The sequence below is a fragment of the Mycobacterium sp. 1482292.6 genome, assembly GCF_001672995.1.
Lineage (GTDB): Bacteria > Actinomycetota > Actinomycetes > Mycobacteriales > Mycobacteriaceae > Mycobacterium > Mycobacterium europaeum_A.
In genome coordinates, this window is the sequence record NZ_LZKV01000084.1 from 1 (window position 1) to 13,767 (window position 13,767).

Annotated in this window: 15 protein-coding genes; 7 read left to right on the forward strand and 8 right to left on the reverse strand. The window is 69.4% G+C overall.

The window, feature by feature from the left end; genetic code table 11:
* The 3 genes from A5624_RS08290 to A5624_RS08305 form a co-directional block, all read left to right on the forward strand.
* On the forward strand, positions 1-360 hold a 360-nt coding region (locus tag A5624_RS08290; RefSeq protein WP_197498176.1), incomplete at its 5' end, for an acyl-CoA dehydrogenase C-terminal domain-containing protein.
* 74 nt (positions 361-434) lie between these two features.
* A complete protein-coding gene (locus A5624_RS29455; RefSeq protein ID WP_197498178.1) occupies positions 435-1,229 on the forward strand; it encodes a DUF5666 domain-containing protein in 795 nt (264 codons plus the stop codon).
* 127 nt (positions 1,230-1,356) lie between these two features.
* Positions 1,357-2,097, forward strand: a complete 741-nt coding sequence (locus A5624_RS08305; RefSeq protein ID WP_066864418.1) for a DUF5666 domain-containing protein — start codon at positions 1,357-1,359, stop codon at positions 2,095-2,097.
* A gap of 45 nt (positions 2,098-2,142) precedes the next feature.
* Here A5624_RS08305 and A5624_RS08310 read toward each other — a convergent pair whose 3' ends face one another.
* Genes A5624_RS08310 through A5624_RS08340 form a run of 7 tightly spaced genes read right to left on the reverse strand, consistent with a single transcriptional unit; the run spans position 2,143 to position 8,431 of the window.
* The gene (locus A5624_RS08310; protein WP_066864419.1) at positions 2,143-2,490 is read right to left on the reverse strand and encodes a metal-sulfur cluster assembly factor; all 348 of its coding nucleotides are present in this window, start codon (positions 2,488-2,490) and stop codon (positions 2,143-2,145) included.
* Positions 2,465-2,953: a Fe-S cluster assembly sulfur transfer protein SufU gene (gene sufU / locus A5624_RS08315; RefSeq protein WP_156748934.1), complete on the reverse strand. Its 489-nt coding sequence runs from the start codon at positions 2,951-2,953 to the stop codon at positions 2,465-2,467. The genes A5624_RS08310 and sufU overlap by 26 nt, the downstream gene beginning before the upstream one ends.
* On the reverse strand, positions 2,950-4,212 hold the full coding sequence (locus A5624_RS08320) for a cysteine desulfurase (protein ID WP_066864427.1): 1,263 nt from the start codon (positions 4,210-4,212) through the stop codon (positions 2,950-2,952). The genes sufU and A5624_RS08320 overlap by 4 nt, the downstream gene beginning before the upstream one ends.
* 1 nt (position 4,213) lies before the next feature.
* A complete protein-coding gene (gene sufC / locus A5624_RS08325; protein ID WP_066864432.1) occupies positions 4,214-5,023 on the reverse strand; it encodes a Fe-S cluster assembly ATPase SufC in 810 nt (269 codons plus the stop codon).
* Positions 5,020-6,213: a Fe-S cluster assembly protein SufD gene (gene sufD, locus A5624_RS08330; RefSeq protein WP_066864438.1), complete on the reverse strand. Its 1,194-nt coding sequence runs from the start codon at positions 6,211-6,213 to the stop codon at positions 5,020-5,022. The genes sufC and sufD overlap by 4 nt, the downstream gene beginning before the upstream one ends.
* The gene (gene sufB / locus A5624_RS08335; protein ID WP_066864446.1) at positions 6,213-7,661 is read right to left on the reverse strand and encodes a Fe-S cluster assembly protein SufB; all 1,449 of its coding nucleotides are present in this window, start codon (positions 7,659-7,661) and stop codon (positions 6,213-6,215) included. The genes sufD and sufB overlap by 1 nt, the downstream gene beginning before the upstream one ends.
* On the reverse strand, positions 7,658-8,431 hold the full coding sequence (locus A5624_RS08340) for a metalloregulator ArsR/SmtB family transcription factor (RefSeq protein ID WP_066864450.1): 774 nt from the start codon (positions 8,429-8,431) through the stop codon (positions 7,658-7,660). The genes sufB and A5624_RS08340 overlap by 4 nt, the downstream gene beginning before the upstream one ends.
* Before the next feature lie 146 nt (positions 8,432-8,577).
* Between A5624_RS08340 and mptB the strand changes: the two genes are divergently transcribed.
* The 4 genes from mptB (at position 8,578) to A5624_RS08360 (ending at position 13,144) form a co-directional block, all read left to right on the forward strand.
* Positions 8,578-10,290 (forward strand): polyprenol phosphomannose-dependent alpha 1,6 mannosyltransferase MptB, encoded by a 1,713-nt coding sequence (gene mptB, locus A5624_RS08345; protein ID WP_066864452.1) that lies wholly within the window; start codon positions 8,578-8,580, stop codon positions 10,288-10,290.
* A complete protein-coding gene (locus A5624_RS08350; protein WP_066864454.1) occupies positions 10,287-11,252 on the forward strand; it encodes an ABC transporter ATP-binding protein in 966 nt (321 codons plus the stop codon). Before mptB ends, A5624_RS08350 begins: the two co-directional genes overlap by 4 nt.
* A 77-nt stretch (positions 11,253-11,329) precedes the next feature.
* The gene (locus A5624_RS08355) at positions 11,330-12,040 is read left to right on the forward strand and encodes an ABC transporter permease (RefSeq protein WP_231999692.1); all 711 of its coding nucleotides are present in this window, start codon (positions 11,330-11,332) and stop codon (positions 12,038-12,040) included.
* Positions 12,041-12,202: 162 nt separating this feature from the next.
* On the forward strand, positions 12,203-13,144 hold the full coding sequence (locus A5624_RS08360; RefSeq protein ID WP_156748939.1) for a heme A synthase: 942 nt from the start codon (positions 12,203-12,205) through the stop codon (positions 13,142-13,144).
* Here A5624_RS08360 and A5624_RS08365 read toward each other — a convergent pair.
* Positions 13,094-13,750, reverse strand: a complete 657-nt coding sequence (locus A5624_RS08365) for a hypothetical protein (protein ID WP_066864465.1) — start codon at positions 13,748-13,750, stop codon at positions 13,094-13,096. The genes A5624_RS08360 and A5624_RS08365 overlap by 51 nt on opposite strands.
* Between the last annotated feature and the right edge of the window lie 17 nt (positions 13,751-13,767).

Below are 13,767 nucleotides of genomic sequence, written 5' to 3' on the forward strand. Positions count from 1 at the left end.
CCGGTCGCGCAGCTGGTGCAGACCGCGTACGACGACGTGACCGCGATGACCGGCGCGCTGACGGGCTACCTGATGTCCGCGGCGCAGCAGGCGGACGAGATCTACAAGGTGGGCCTGGGATCGGTGCGCTACCTGCTCGCGGTCGGCGATCTGCTGATCGGCTGGAGGTTGCTGGTGCAGGCCGACATCGCGCACCGCGCGCTGGCGAATGGCGCGGGCGACGACGAAGCGTTCTACCGGGGCAAGGTCGCGACCGCGGGGTTCTTCGCCAAGAACATGCTGCCCAGGCTGACCGCGCTGCGCGGGGTCATCGAATCCATCGACGACGACATCATGAAGGTGGCCGAAGCGGCCTTCTGAGCGCCCACAGGTTGGGCACAGGTTAAACGGGTAAACCCTTACGTTGGCTTTAACCGACGAATGGAGAAACGTTGATGTCTGCCAGCTGTCACGCGCCCCGGTTCACCCGCCTCGCGGTCTTCGCCGTCGCGGGGGCCACCGCGCTATCCCTGTCCGCCTGCGGCTCTTCGAACAAGTCCAGTCCGCCGTCGACCTCGACCTCGACCTCGACGTCGGTCGTGACGTCGACGACCACCTCGGCCACCCCGAACGCCGAAGCGCGGGTGAGCGGCCTGATCGCCTCGGTGGCGGGCAACTCCATTCAGGTCACCAAGGAAGACAACGCGACCGCTTCGGTCAACTTCACCTCGACCACCAAGATCACCGAGGCGGTGCCGGCCGGGCTGCCGGACGTCACCCCCGGCAGCTGCGTCAGCGTGAAGCCGACGGAGGGAACGACGCCGGCGCCCGGACAGCCCGTCACTGCCGCGTCGGTGAAGATCAGCCAGTCCGTCAACGGCGCCTGCCCGAAGCCGCCGCAGTCCGCGCCCGGCGGTTCCACCACCACGCCGCCGTCTCTCCCGCCGTCGAATGCGCCCACGAAGCCGGCGTGGGTGCGCGGCTCGGTGGCGTCGGTGTCCGGTAACACCATCAACCTGACCAACACCGATCCCAACGGCAACACCACGCAAACGGCCGTCACGGTCGACGACAAGACCAAATACAGCAAGCAGACGCCCGCCAATACCGACGCGATCACTCCCGGCAAATGCCTGTACGCGCGGGGCACCCAGGACAACGGCGGCGCGCTGCAGGCGACGAGCATCAATCTACGACAGGCTGTCGACGGCAAATGCGGCAAGCCCAAGCAGCCCGGCCAGGGTGGCTGACCCCGGCTCGGCTGACTGAGATTGCCGTCACTCCCGCCGGCGCGGCGTGAAAACCGCGTCCGGCGGGGGTATTTGCCTACGACGGCGAAACGCGTGATCGGAGATGAGTCCTGTGGCTGCCCTATCGTTGAAGACCCGGCGGACGCAGATCGTGCTCGGCGCCGTCATCGCCTTCCTCGTGCTGTGCGTCGCCATGTGTGGACCCTCCCACGACGCGTCGAACAGCAGCGCGCCACGCGCCGTCACGGCGGTCCCGCCCAGCGGGGCGCCCAACGCTGCGCCGCCACCGGCGCCGGCGCCCCCGCCAGCCCCGCCGATAGGCAAGGACTACGTCGAAGGCATGGTGCAGTCGAATTCGGGTGGCACGGTCGCCCTTCGGACGAGGACCGGTTCGGCGACGGTGGACTACACGCCGCAGACCATGGTCATGGACGTCACCCCGGCGAAGCTGACCGACGTGACGCCCGGCAGTTGCGTGAACATCAAGGCCACCCCGCAAAGCGCGCCGCCGCCGGCTGCAATCACCGCGCAGGCGGTGACGGTCACCCCATCCGTGGACGGCAAATGCCCGCCGCCCGCCGGGTTCTACGGCACGGTCGCCTCGGTGTCGGGTAACACCATCGCCGTCAACGGTCTGGGCCCCAGCGGCCCTGGCGCCTCCACCAACGTGACCGTCGCCGGGTCGACCTCATACCAGCGGCAGACCCCGTCGGACACCCAGGCGATCACGAACGGGAAATGCATTGGGGCACAAGGGACTCAGGACGGCGGGGTACTGCACGCGGCGATGATCAGTGTGGAGACCTGCCCGCCGATGGGGCACCCGCATCACCACCTGCACCTGCCGCACCTGCCCTTCCACCTCTAGTGGCCGGGACGCCGACAGCGCGCGGTAAAGCGCGAAAAGCGTTTATCAGACGGTGAAGCCGAGGGCGCGCAATTGCTCGCGGCCGTCCTCGGTGATCTTGTCCGGACCCCACGGCGGGTTCCACACCCAGTTGATCCGCAGGTCGTCGACGAGGCCGGCGCCCACCAAAGCGCTGCGTGACTGGTCTTCGATGACGTCGGTCAGCGGGCAGGCCGCCGACGTCAGCGTCATGTCGATCAGCGCGACGGTTCCCTCCTCGCCCGCCTCGACGTTCAGCCCGTAGACCAGTCCCAGGTCGACGACGTTGATGCCGAGTTCGGGGTCGACGACGTCACGCATCGCCTCCTCGAGGTCGGCGAGGAATTCCTCATCCTGCGCGGTGGTTTCGCTCATCCATGACCTCCTGAAACTCTGTAGCCGCTTTGGCCAACGCATCCTTGAACGCCATCCACCCCAGCAGCGCGCATTTCACCCGCGCGGGGTATTTGGCCACCCCGGCGAACGCAATCCCGTCGCCCAGCACGTCCTCGTCGCCCTCGACGGTGCCACGCGAGGACACCATCTCGGTGAAGGCGGTGATGGTTTTGAGCGCGTCGCCGACGCTTTGCCCGATCACCTGCTGGGTGAGCACCGAGGTCGCCGCCTGGCTGATCGAGCAGCCCTGCCCGTCATAGGACACGTCGGCGACGGTCTCGCCGTCCTCGGACAGCGCCACCCGCAGGGTGACCTCGTCACCGCAGACCGGGTTGACGTGAAACACCTCGGCGCCGAACGGTTCCCGCAGCCCGCGGTGCTGTGGGTGCTTGTAGTGGTCCAGGATCACGTCCTGATACATCTGCTCGAGACGCAATGTCAGCCTCTCCCAAAAAAATCCAGAGCGCGGCGCACGCCGGCGACCAGACGCTCGACCTCCTCGGTGGTGTTGTACACCCCGAAGGACGCCCGAGCCGTGGCCGCCAACCCGAACCGGCGGTGCAGCGGCAGGGCGCAGTGGTGGCCCACCCGCACCGCGACGCCCTCGTCGTCGAGCACCTGCCCGACATCGTGGGCGTGCACGCCGTCGACGACGAACGACACCGGCGAGGCGCGGTTCTCCATGGACGTCGGGCCGACGATGCGCACGGCGTCGATACCGGACAAGCCGTCGATCGCCGCGACGACCAGCTGGTGTTCGTGGGCCTGCACGGCGTCCATGCCGATGGCCGCGAGATAGCGGGTGGCCGCGCCCAGCCCGACCACCTGCGATGTCATCGGGGTGCCGGCCTCGAACCGCTGCGGCACCGGCGCGTAGGTGGACGCTTCCATGGTCACGGTCTCGATCATCGAGCCACCGGTCAAGAACGGCGGCAACGCCGACAACACCTCGCCGCGGCCGTACAACACACCGATACCGTTGGGCCCCAACATCTTATGGCCGGAGAATGCGGCGAAGTCGACGTCCAGGGCGTGGAAGTCGACGGGCTGGTGCGGCACCGACTGGCAGGCGTCCAGCACGGTCAGCGCGCCCACCGCCCGCGCCCGGCTGACCAGTTCGGCCACCGGGGCCACCGCGCCGGTCACGTTCGAATGATGGGTGAAGGCGACGACCTTGACGCGTTCGTCGAGCTGCAGCGAGTCGAGGTCGATGCGCCCGTCGTCGGTCACGCCGTACCAGCGCAGCGTCGCCCCGGTGCGCCGGCAGAGTTCCTGCCACGGAACCAGATTGGCGTGGTGCTCGAGCTCGGTGGTGACGACGACGTCACCCGGTCCGACGGCGCGTTCGAAGCGCTTGTCCCCCAGCACATACGACACCAGGTTGAGCGCCTCGGTGGCGTTCTTGGTGAACACCAGCTCTTGGGCGTCCGCACCCACGAACGCGGCGATGTCGGCGCGGCCCTGCTCGTAGGCGTCGGTGGCCTCCTCCATCAGCTGGTGCGCACCGCGGTGCACGGCGCCGTTGGAGGTGAGCAGGAACTCCCGCTCGGCGTCGAGCACCTGCAGCGGGCGCTGGGACGTCGCACCGGAATCCAGGTAGGCCAACGGGTTTCCGCTGCGCATGACGCGCTTGAGGATCGGGAAGTCGGCGCGGATGGCCGCGACATCCAGGGGTGGGACCGCCGCCGAAGGTGTAGCCATGTCAGGCCCCGGCGGCCGCCGCTTGGGTGAAGCGGACGTAGCCGTTCTGCTCGAGTTCGTCGGCCAGCTCGGGACCGCCGGATTCGGCGATGCGTCCGCCGACGAACACGTGCACGTATTCGGGGCGGATGTAGCGCAGGATGCGGGTGTAGTGCGTGATCAGCAGGACGCCGCCGCGCACCGACTGGCCGGTGCCATCGTCCCAGCCGGTCTCCGCGTAGCGGTTCACGCCCTCGCTGACCACCCGCAGGGCGTCGACGTCGAGTCCGGAGTCGGTTTCGTCGAGGATCGCGATCTTGGGCTTGAGCAGTTCCAGCTGCAGGATCTCGTGGCGTTTCTTCTCACCGCCGGAGAAACCCTCGTTGACGCTGCGCTCCGCGAACGCCGGGTCGATTTCCAGCGAGCCCATCGCCGCCTTGACCTCTTTGACCCAGTGCCGCAGTTTCGGGGCCTCACCGCGCACGGCGGTCGCCGCCGAGCGCAGGAAGTTCGACACCGAGACGCCGGGCACCTCGACGGGATATTGCATGGCCAAAAAGATTCCGGCACGGGCGCGTTCGTCGATGCTCATCGCCAACACGTCCTCGCCGTCCAGCGTGATGGAGCCCGAGGTCACCGTGTACTTGGGGTGACCGGCGATGGCGTAGGACAGCGTCGACTTGCCCGACCCGTTGGGACCCATCAACGCATGTGTCTCACCGGATTTCACCGTCAGGTCGACGCCGTTGAGGATGGGAATCTCGCGTTCGGATTCGGCGGCGTTCGGGTTGACGACGCTGACGTGGAGGTCCTTGATTTCCAGAGTGGTCATGAGGCTGTTGTTTCCGTCTTTTCGGTTAAGGCCAGTTCGTGTTCGATGGCCGCGGTCAGGCGTTCGCGGATCTCGGGCACCCCGATTTTGGAGATGATCTCGGCGAAGAAACCGCGGATGACCAGGCGGCGGGCCTGCTCCTCGGGGATGCCGCGGGAACGCAGGTAGAACAGTTGCTCGTCGTCGAAACGGCCGGTGGCACTGGCATGTCCGGCGCCGACGATCTCGCCGGTCTCGATCTCGAGGTTGGGCACCGAGTCGGCGCGCGCCCCGTCGGTGAGCACCAGGTTGCGGTTCACCTCGAACGTGTCGGTGCCGGCGGCTTCGGCGCGGATCAGCACGTCGCCGATCCAGACGGTGTGCGCGTCGGGCAGCGCGGAGTCCGGATCGCCTTGCAGCGCACCCTTGTACAGCACGTTCGACTTGCAGTCGGGCCGGGCGTGATCCACCAGCAGCCGCGACTCCAGGTGCTGGCCGTCGTCGGCGAAGTACAGGCCCAGCAGCTCGGCGTCCCCGCCCGGGGCGGTATAGCGCACGTTGGCCGTCAGCCGCACCACCTCGCCGCCGAGCGTGACGGCGACGTGGCGCAGCACCGCGTCCTTGCCCAGCTTGGCGTGGTGCATGCTGACGTGCACCGCGTCGTCGGCCCAGTCGGCGAGCCACACCACGGTGAGCCGGGCGGCGTCGTCGACGACGAATTCGACGTTGTCGGCGTACGTTCCGCTGCCCCGCTGGTCGATGACGACGACGGCCTCGGCGAGCTCGGCGACCCGGACCTGCAGGTGACCGTAGGCCACCGCGCCCTCGCCCGGGCCGGTGACGGTGATGCCGATCGGCTCGGCGATGCGGGTATCGCGCTCGACGGTGACCAGCGTCGCGGAGTTGAACGACGAAAAAGCTTGCGCGGCAACCCGGTCGGTGGGCACCCCACCCTGGCCGAGTCGCTCGTCGCCACGCGAGACGCTCTCGACCCGCAGGCCGGGCCGCTCGGCGACGCTGATCCCGGCCTTGCCGGTGGCGCGCGCCGAGCCGTCGTGCAGACCGCGCAGCCGGCGCAGCGGGGTGAACCGCCAGAGTTCGTCGCGGCCGTGCGGGACCTCGAACGCGTCCACCTCGAACGAGGAGAACAGCTCGCCCTTGTTGGCAGCGGCGAGGGCCGAACCCTCAACCGCTTCGGTCAGATTCGTCACTAGCCGACCGCGCCTTCCATCTGCAGCTCGATCAGCCGGTTCAGCTCGAGCGCGTACTCCATGGGCAGCTCTTTGGCGATCGGCTCGACGAAGCCGCGAACCACCATGGCCATGGCCTCGTCCTCGGTCAGGCCGCGACTCATCAGGTAGAACAGCTGGTTCTCGCTGACCTTGGACACGGTGGCCTCATGGCCCATGGTGACGTCGTCCTCGCGGATGTCGACGTAGGGGTAGGTGTCGCTGCGGCTGATCGTATCGACCAGCAGCGCATCGCATTTCACGCTGGACCGCGATCCGTGCGCTCCCTTGTTCACCTGCACCAGGCCGCGGTAGGAGGTGCGGCCGCCGCCGCGGGCCACCGACTTGGACACGATGTTGCTCGACGTGTTCGGGGCCAGGTGCAGCATCTTCGCGCCGGTGTCCTGGTGCTGGTCTTCACCGGCGAAGGCCACCGAGAGCACCTCGCCCTTGGCGTGCTCGCCGGTCATCCAGACCGCCGGGTACTTCATGGTGACCTTCGACCCGATGTTGCCGTCGATCCACTCCATGGTGGCGCCGGCCTCGGCGCGGGCCCGCTTGGTGACCAGGTTGTAGACGTTGCCCGACCAGTTCTGGATCGTCGTGTAGCGAACGCGCGCATTGGGTTTCACGATGATCTCGACCACCGCGGAGTGCAGCGAGTCAGACTTGTAGATGGGCGCCGTACAACCCTCGACGTAGTGCACGTAGGAGCCCTCGTCGGCGATGATCAGCGTCCGCTCGAACTGGCCCATGTTCTCGGTGTTGATCCGGAAGTAGGCCTGCAGCGGGATGTCGACGTGCACGCCCTTGGGCACGTAGATGAACGAGCCACCGCTCCACACCGCGGTGTTCAGCGCGGAGAACTTGTTGTCCCCAGCCGGGATCACGGTGCCGAAGTACTCCTGGAAGATCTCCGGGTGCTCGCGCAGCGCCGTGTCGGTGTCCAGGAAGATGACGCCCTGCTTCTCCAGGTCCTCCCGGATGGAGTGGTAGACGACCTCGGATTCGTACTGGGCCGCGACGCCGGAGACCAGCCGCTGCTTCTCGGCTTCGGGGATGCCCAGCTTGTCGTAGGTGTTTTTGATGTCCGCGGGCAGGTCGTCCCACGTCGCCGCCTGCTTCTCGCTGGAGCGCACGAAGTACTTGATGTTGTCGAAGTCGATGCCCTCCAGGTTCGAACCCCAGTTCGGCATCGGCTTGCGGTCGAAGATGCGCAGCGCCTTGAGCCGGGTCTGCAGCATCCATTCGGGCTCGTTCTTCTTCGCCGAGATGTCGCGGACGACGGCCTCCGACAGGCCGCGCTGGGCGCTGGCGCCGGCGACGTCGGAGTCCGCCCAGCCGTAGCCGTACCGCCCCAGGGACGCGATCGCCTCTTCCTGGGTCAGCGGCGCGGTAGCCGTCTTGCTGGCCTCGGGGGTGAGTGTCATCGAGACGCTCCTTTGATGCTCGTGGTGTCGGTCATACGGCGCGGGCTGGGCGCCGTGCTTGATGCCTGGGTCAGGGGTACGTGCGTGGTGCAGGCGCAGTCGCCGTTGACGATGGTCGCCAACCGCTGGACGTGGGTGCCCAGCACCTCGGCCATGGCCTGTTGCTCGGCGTCGCACAGCTCGGGGAATTCCTCCGCGACGTGCGACACCGGGCAGTGGTGCTGGCAGATCTGCACGCCGTGGATCGGCCCACCGACCTGCGTGGTCGTGGTGACGTAGCCGGCCTTGGTCAGTGCGGTGGCGATGCGGTCGGCGGCCGCCTCGACGTCGGTGTCGGCCGCGCTGTCGGCCGCGGGAACGTCGGCCAGGATGGCGTCGATCCGCTGCCGGGCGAACGCCTGCACCGCCTCTTCCCCACCGATTTCGCGCAGTTGCCGCATGGCCGCCGCGGCAAGGTCGTCGTAGGCGTGGTCGAGCTTGGCCCGCCCGGCCGAGGTCAGCCGGTACCGCTTGGCGGGACGCCCGCGCCCCGCCTGCTGCCACGCGGCGGGCGCCGTGGCCTCGGCGTCGCCAGCCTCGATCAGCGCGTCGAGGTGGCGTCGCACGCCGGCGGCCGTCAAACCCAGCCGGTCACCGATCTCCGCGGCGGTGATCGATCCGGACTCCAACAGCAGGCGCACGATCGCGCGGCGGGTGTGACCATCCGGCACCGGCGCGCCGACGTCGGCCACGCCGGTAGCGGCCCCATCGGGGCTGGTTCGGATTTTCACAACACCAGTGTGACGCAATTCCGGGGATCGGTCTAGCAAGGGTCCCCTGTGCTGGCGTCGCGATGCTCACACCAACCGCCCGATCGCCCGGCTCCTCACCGCCCGCAACGTGCGGTCCGCCTCGTCGGCCGGGCTAGGCTGCTCTGATGGCAGCCCGCCACCACACGCTGAGCTCGTCGATCGCGAGCCTGCACGGCGACGAGCAAGCAGTGGGCTCGCCGCTGAACGATACCGAGCTCACCGCGCTGCGCCGCACCCGCCTGTTCGGTGCCGCCGGCACCGTGGTGATGGCGATCGGCGCGCTGGGCGCCGGCGCGCGTCCCGTTGTGCAGGACCCCACCTTCGGGGTGCGGCTGCTCAACCTCCCGTCGCGGATCCAGACGGTGTCGTTGACCATGACCACCACCGGCGCCGTCATGATGGCGCTGGCCTGGTTGATGCTGGGCCGGTTCGCGCTGGGCAACCGGCGGATGTCGCGCGGCGACCTGGACCGCACCCTGCTGCTGTGGGTGCTGCCGCTGCTCATCGCCCCGCCGATGTACAGCAAGGACGTCTACTCCTACCTGGCGCAAAGCCAGATCTCGCTGGAGGGCCTGGACCCCTACCGGGTGGGCCCGGCCTCCGGCCTGGGGCTGTCGCACATCTTCACGCTGTCCGTGCCAACGCTGTGGCGCGAGACGCCCGCGCCGTACGGGCCGCTGTTTTTGTGGATCGGGCGCGGCATCTCGGCGGTCACCGGGGAGAACATCGTCGCCGCCGTGCTGTGCCACCGCCTGGTGGAGCTGCTCGGGGTGGCCCTGATCGTGTGGGCGACGCCGCGCCTGGCCCGGCGCTGCGGCGTCGCCGAGGTCAGCGCCCTGTGGCTGGGCGCGGCCAATCCGCTGCTGATCATGCATCTGGTGGCCGGCGTGCACAACGAGGCGCTGATGCTGGGCCTGATGCTGGCCGGGGCGGAATTCGCGTTGCGCGGCATCTCGGATGGCAAAGCGCCGCGCCTGCTGCCCCACTCCTGGAAGCTCGGGCCGGACTGGGAGCCGTTGGGGATGCTGGTCGCCGGCGCTGTGCTGATCGTGCTGTCGTCGCAGGTGAAACTGCCGTCGTTGCTGGCGCTGGGCTTCGTCACGATGGCCCTGGCCTACCGCTGCGGTGGCACCCTGCGCGCGCTGCTGCTGACCGGCGGCGGCATGGCGGTGCTGTCGTTGGCGGTGATGGCGCTGGTGGGCTGGGCCAGCGGGCTGGGCTTCGGCTGGATCTACACGCTGGGCACCGCCAACGTGGTACGCAGCTGGATGTCGCCGCCGACGCTGCTGGCGCTGGGCACCGGGCAGGTGGGCATCCTGCTGGGGCTGGGCGATCACACCACCGCGGTGCTGGGGCTGACCCGTGCGATCGGCGTGCTGATCATCATGGTCATGGTGGCCTGGTTGTTGCTGGCCGTCTTCCGCGGCCGGCTGCACCCGATCGGCGGGCTGGGCGTGGCGCTGGGCATCACGGTGCTGCTGTTTCCCGTCGTGCAGCCCTGGTACCTGCTGTGGGCCATCATCCCGCTGGCCGCCTGGGCGACCCGCACCGGCTTCCGCGTCGCGGCGATCGTCATCAGCCTGGTCGTCGGGATCTTCGGCCCCACCGCCAACGGCGACCGGTTCGCGCTGTTCCAGATCATCGACGCCACCCTGGCCAGCACCGTCATCGTCGTGGCGCTCATCGCGCTGACCTACACCCGCCTGCCCTGGCGCCGCCCGCCCGTCCTGGGCACCGAATCCGACGGCCCACCCGTCACCGACGAGACGGCACCGCCGCAGCCCCCGTCGCCCCCCCGCCCGGCGCCGGCACATGGCGCCTACGCTGATTCCACGTGAGCTCGGCCTTTCCAGAATCGCGCAAATCCCGTGACACGGTGGTGCGGCTGCGCGGCGTCACCAAGACATACGGGTCCGGCGTGACCGCCGTCGAGGCCGTCGCCAACCTCGATCTCGAGGTGCACGCCGCCGAGGTGCTGGCCCTGCTCGGCCCCAACGGCGCCGGCAAGACGACGACGGTGGAGATGTGCGAGGGCTTCGTACGGCCCGACGCCGGCACCATCGAGGTGCTCGGCCTGGACCCGATCGCCGACAACACGCGGCTGCGGGCGCGCATCGGGGTGATGTTGCAGGGCGGCGGCGGCTATCCCGCGGCGCGGGCCGGCGAGATGCTCAATCTGGTGGCCGCCTACTCCGCCGACCCGCTGGACCCCGCCTGGCTGCTGGACACGCTCGGCCTCACCGACGCCGCCCGCACCACCTACCGGCGGCTCTCCGGTGGCCAGCAGCAACGCCTGGCGCTGGCCTGTGCCCTGGTCGGGCGCCCGGAACTGGTGTTCCTCGACGAGCCCACCGCGGGCATGGACGCGCACGCCCGGCTGCTGGTGTGGGAACTGATCGATGCGCTGCGCCGCGACGGTGTGACGGTCGTGCTGACGACGCATCAGCTCAAGGAGGCCGAGGAACTCGCCGACCGGCTGGTGATCATCGACCACGGGGCGACGGTGGCCTCCGGCACGCCGACGGAGCTGATGCGCAGCGGGGCCAAGGACCAGTTGCGGTTCAGCGCACCGCCGCGCCTGGATCTGTCGCTGCTGTCCGCCGCCCTGCCGGAGGACTACAAGGCCACCGAGGTGACGCCGGGCGAGTACCTGATCGAAGGGCACATCGACCCCCAGGTGCTGGCCACCGTCACCGCGTGGTGCGCGCGGATCGACGTGCTGGCCACCGACATGCGCGTCGAGCAACGCAGCCTCGAGGACGTGTTCCTCGACCTCACCGGCAGGAAGTTACGGCCTTGACCGACAACGAGATTCGATCCAGCGTCTTTCCGGCGGGCACCTTCGCGCCCGACCCGCGGCCCAGCGCGGTGCCGAAAATGCTTGCCGCGCAGTTCGGTTTGGAGCTCAAGCTGCTGCTGCGCAACGGCGAACAGCTGCTGCTGACCATGTTCATCCCGATCACGCTGCTGGTCGGGCTCACGCTGCTGCCGCTCGGTTCGTTCGGCCAGCACCGCGCGGCCACCTTCACCCCGGTCATCATGGCGCTGGCGGTGATCTCGACCGCGTTCACCGGGCAGGCGATCGCGGTCGCCTTCGATCGGCGTTACGGCGCCCTCAAGCGGCTCGGCGCCACCCCGCTGCCGGTGTGGGGCATCATCGCGGGCAAGTCGCTGGCCGTGGTCACCGTGGTGTTTTTGCAGGCAATCCTGTTGGGCGCCATCGGTTTTGCGCTCGGCTGGCGACCGGAACCGGCGGCGTTGGCGCTGGGCGCGGCGGTGATCGCGCTGGGCACCGTGGTGTTCGCGGCCCTGGGGCTGCTGCTCGGCGGGACGCTGCGGGCCGAGATCGTGCTCGCGGTTGCCAACCTGATGTGGTTCGTGTTCGCCGGCCTCGGCGCGCTGACCGTCGAAACCGGCATCACCCCGACCGCGGTCAAGTTGGCGGCCCGGCTGACCCCGTCGGGCGCGCTCACCGAGGCGCTGTCGCAGGCGATGACCATGTCGGTGGACTGGTTCGGGGTGATCGTCCTGGCCGCGTGGGGCGCGGTGGGCGCGCTGAGCGCGCTGCGCTGGTTCCGCTTCACCTGACGGTCGCATCGGGCTCTTCACCTGACGTTCGGGTCGGGCTCGCGACACTTAAACCACGCACACGACACGCCGCTATCGGTGTACGTGGTTTAAGTCTCGGCGCACCCCTCCGTACTACAGCTCGTAGTTTCGGTGGCTTAGGATCGGGCCGTGGTTGGACGGATGCTGTTGCGCGCGGTGGACCTGCTGCCCAACCCCAGCCTGGGCGTGCAGCGCCTGATCGCCGCGGCCGTCATCCTCACCCAGGGCGGCATCGCCATCACCGGCGCGATCGTGCGCGTCACCGCGTCGGGCCTGGGCTGCCCCACCTGGCCGCAGTGCTTTCCGGGCAGCTTCGTGCCGGTGGCCCACGCCGAGGTGCCACGCATCCACCAGGCCGTCGAGTTCGGCAATCGGATGGTCACCTTCGCCGTCGTCATCACGGCGGCGCTGGCGGTGCTGGCCGTCACCCGGGCGCGACGGCGCCGCGAGGTCCTCGTCTATGCCTGGCTGATGCCGGTGTCCACCGTCGTGCAGGCGGTGATCGGCGGCATCACCGTGCGCACCGGGCTGCTGTGGTGGACGGTGGCCGTCCACCTGCTGACGTCGATGACGATGGTGTGGCTGTCGGTGCTGCTCTACGTGAAAGTCGGCGAGCCCGATGACGGAGTGGTGCGCGAGCGGGTCGTCCGGCCGCTGCGCGCGCTGACCGCGCTGTCCGGCTTGAACCTGGCCGCCGTGCTGGTCACCGGCACGCTGGTGACGGCCGCTGGCCCGCACGCCGGTGATCGCAGCCCCACCCGCACGGTGCCGCGGCTCAAAGTCGAGGTCGACACCCTGGTGCACCTGCACTCGTCGCTGCTGATCGCCTACCTGGCCCTGTTGGTGGGGCTGGGCTTCGGGCTGCTGGCCGTGCGCGCCGCCCGGGCCGTGCTGGTGCGGCTCGCCGTGCTGCTCGCGCTGGTGTTCGCCCAGGCCGCCGTCGGCACCGCGCAGTATTACACCGGAGTCCCCGCCGTGCTGGTCGCCCTGCACGTGGCCGGGGCCGCGGCCTGCACCGCGGCCACCGCTGCGCTATGGGCGGCCATGCGAGAGCGGGCCCAGCCCGAGCCGCTCGCAGGCTGACTGCACCGCGACGGCGAACTGACGCTGGGCGATCTCGCGGGCCCCGGGGTCCAGCCGACGCCACCCCAGCGACGGCGCGACCAGATCCAGCGCCGCCACCCGGTGGCCGGCAAGGTCCACGCGCGCAAAGAGCAGCTCCCGCGTGCTCACCCCGGCGCGCCGCGCGGCCGACGTCAGCGCGGCGTGGCCCAGATCCCACGATTCGAACTCCGGCTCCACCGGCCAGGCGTGCGACCGTTCGCCGCCCACGAAGATCAACGACGCCCGCGCGACGGGCCGGTCGCGCTGCGTCGGCACGCCGTCGTTCTCGAGGTCGCGCAGATACCGCTCATCGAGGTTCCAAGCGATGGCGCCGGGCGGGTTGAGCAGGTGGCGGACTCGTCGGGTCCACGCCAGGAATTCGTCGCGTCGATCCCGGGCGTCCGCGCCGGCGCGCAAAATCACCAGATCTGCGCTGGCGGTTTCCGGGTCGTCCCAAGGCAGCCAGCGCGCGTGCAGACCGCGTCGCCGCAGCGCCGCCACCAGACCGGCGTCGCCGGCCGCGCCGTCACCGGACCCCGCCAGCACGATGCGGGGATGGAAGACGTCCGGGCGAGCGAGCTTCATGCCCGGGCATGATAAGC

What these genes read in the sequence shown, in the direction of transcription:
- mptB (WP_066864452.1), top strand. Translation starts at nt 8,578, where the DNA reads ATGGCAGCCCGCCACCACACGCTGAGCTCGTCGATCGCGAGCCTGCAC.
- A5624_RS08355 (WP_231999692.1), top strand. Translation starts at nt 11,330, where the DNA reads ATGCTTGCCGCGCAGTTCGGTTTGGAGCTCAAGCTGCTGCTGCGCAAC.
- A5624_RS08320 (WP_066864427.1), bottom strand. Translation starts at nt 4,212, where the DNA reads ATGGCTACACCTTCGGCGGCGGTCCCACCCCTGGATGTCGCGGCCATC.
- sufB (WP_066864446.1), bottom strand. Translation starts at nt 7,661, where the DNA reads ATGACACTCACCCCCGAGGCCAGCAAGACGGCTACCGCGCCGCTGACC.
- A5624_RS29455 (WP_197498178.1), top strand. Translation starts at nt 435, where the DNA reads ATGTCTGCCAGCTGTCACGCGCCCCGGTTCACCCGCCTCGCGGTCTTC.
- A5624_RS08360 (WP_156748939.1), top strand. Translation starts at nt 12,203, where the DNA reads ATGCTGTTGCGCGCGGTGGACCTGCTGCCCAACCCCAGCCTGGGCGTG.
- A5624_RS08365 (WP_066864465.1), bottom strand. Translation starts at nt 13,750, where the DNA reads ATGAAGCTCGCTCGCCCGGACGTCTTCCATCCCCGCATCGTGCTGGCG.
- A5624_RS08310 (WP_066864419.1), bottom strand. Translation starts at nt 2,490, where the DNA reads ATGAGCGAAACCACCGCGCAGGATGAGGAATTCCTCGCCGACCTCGAG.
- sufC (WP_066864432.1), bottom strand. Translation starts at nt 5,023, where the DNA reads ATGACCACTCTGGAAATCAAGGACCTCCACGTCAGCGTCGTCAACCCG.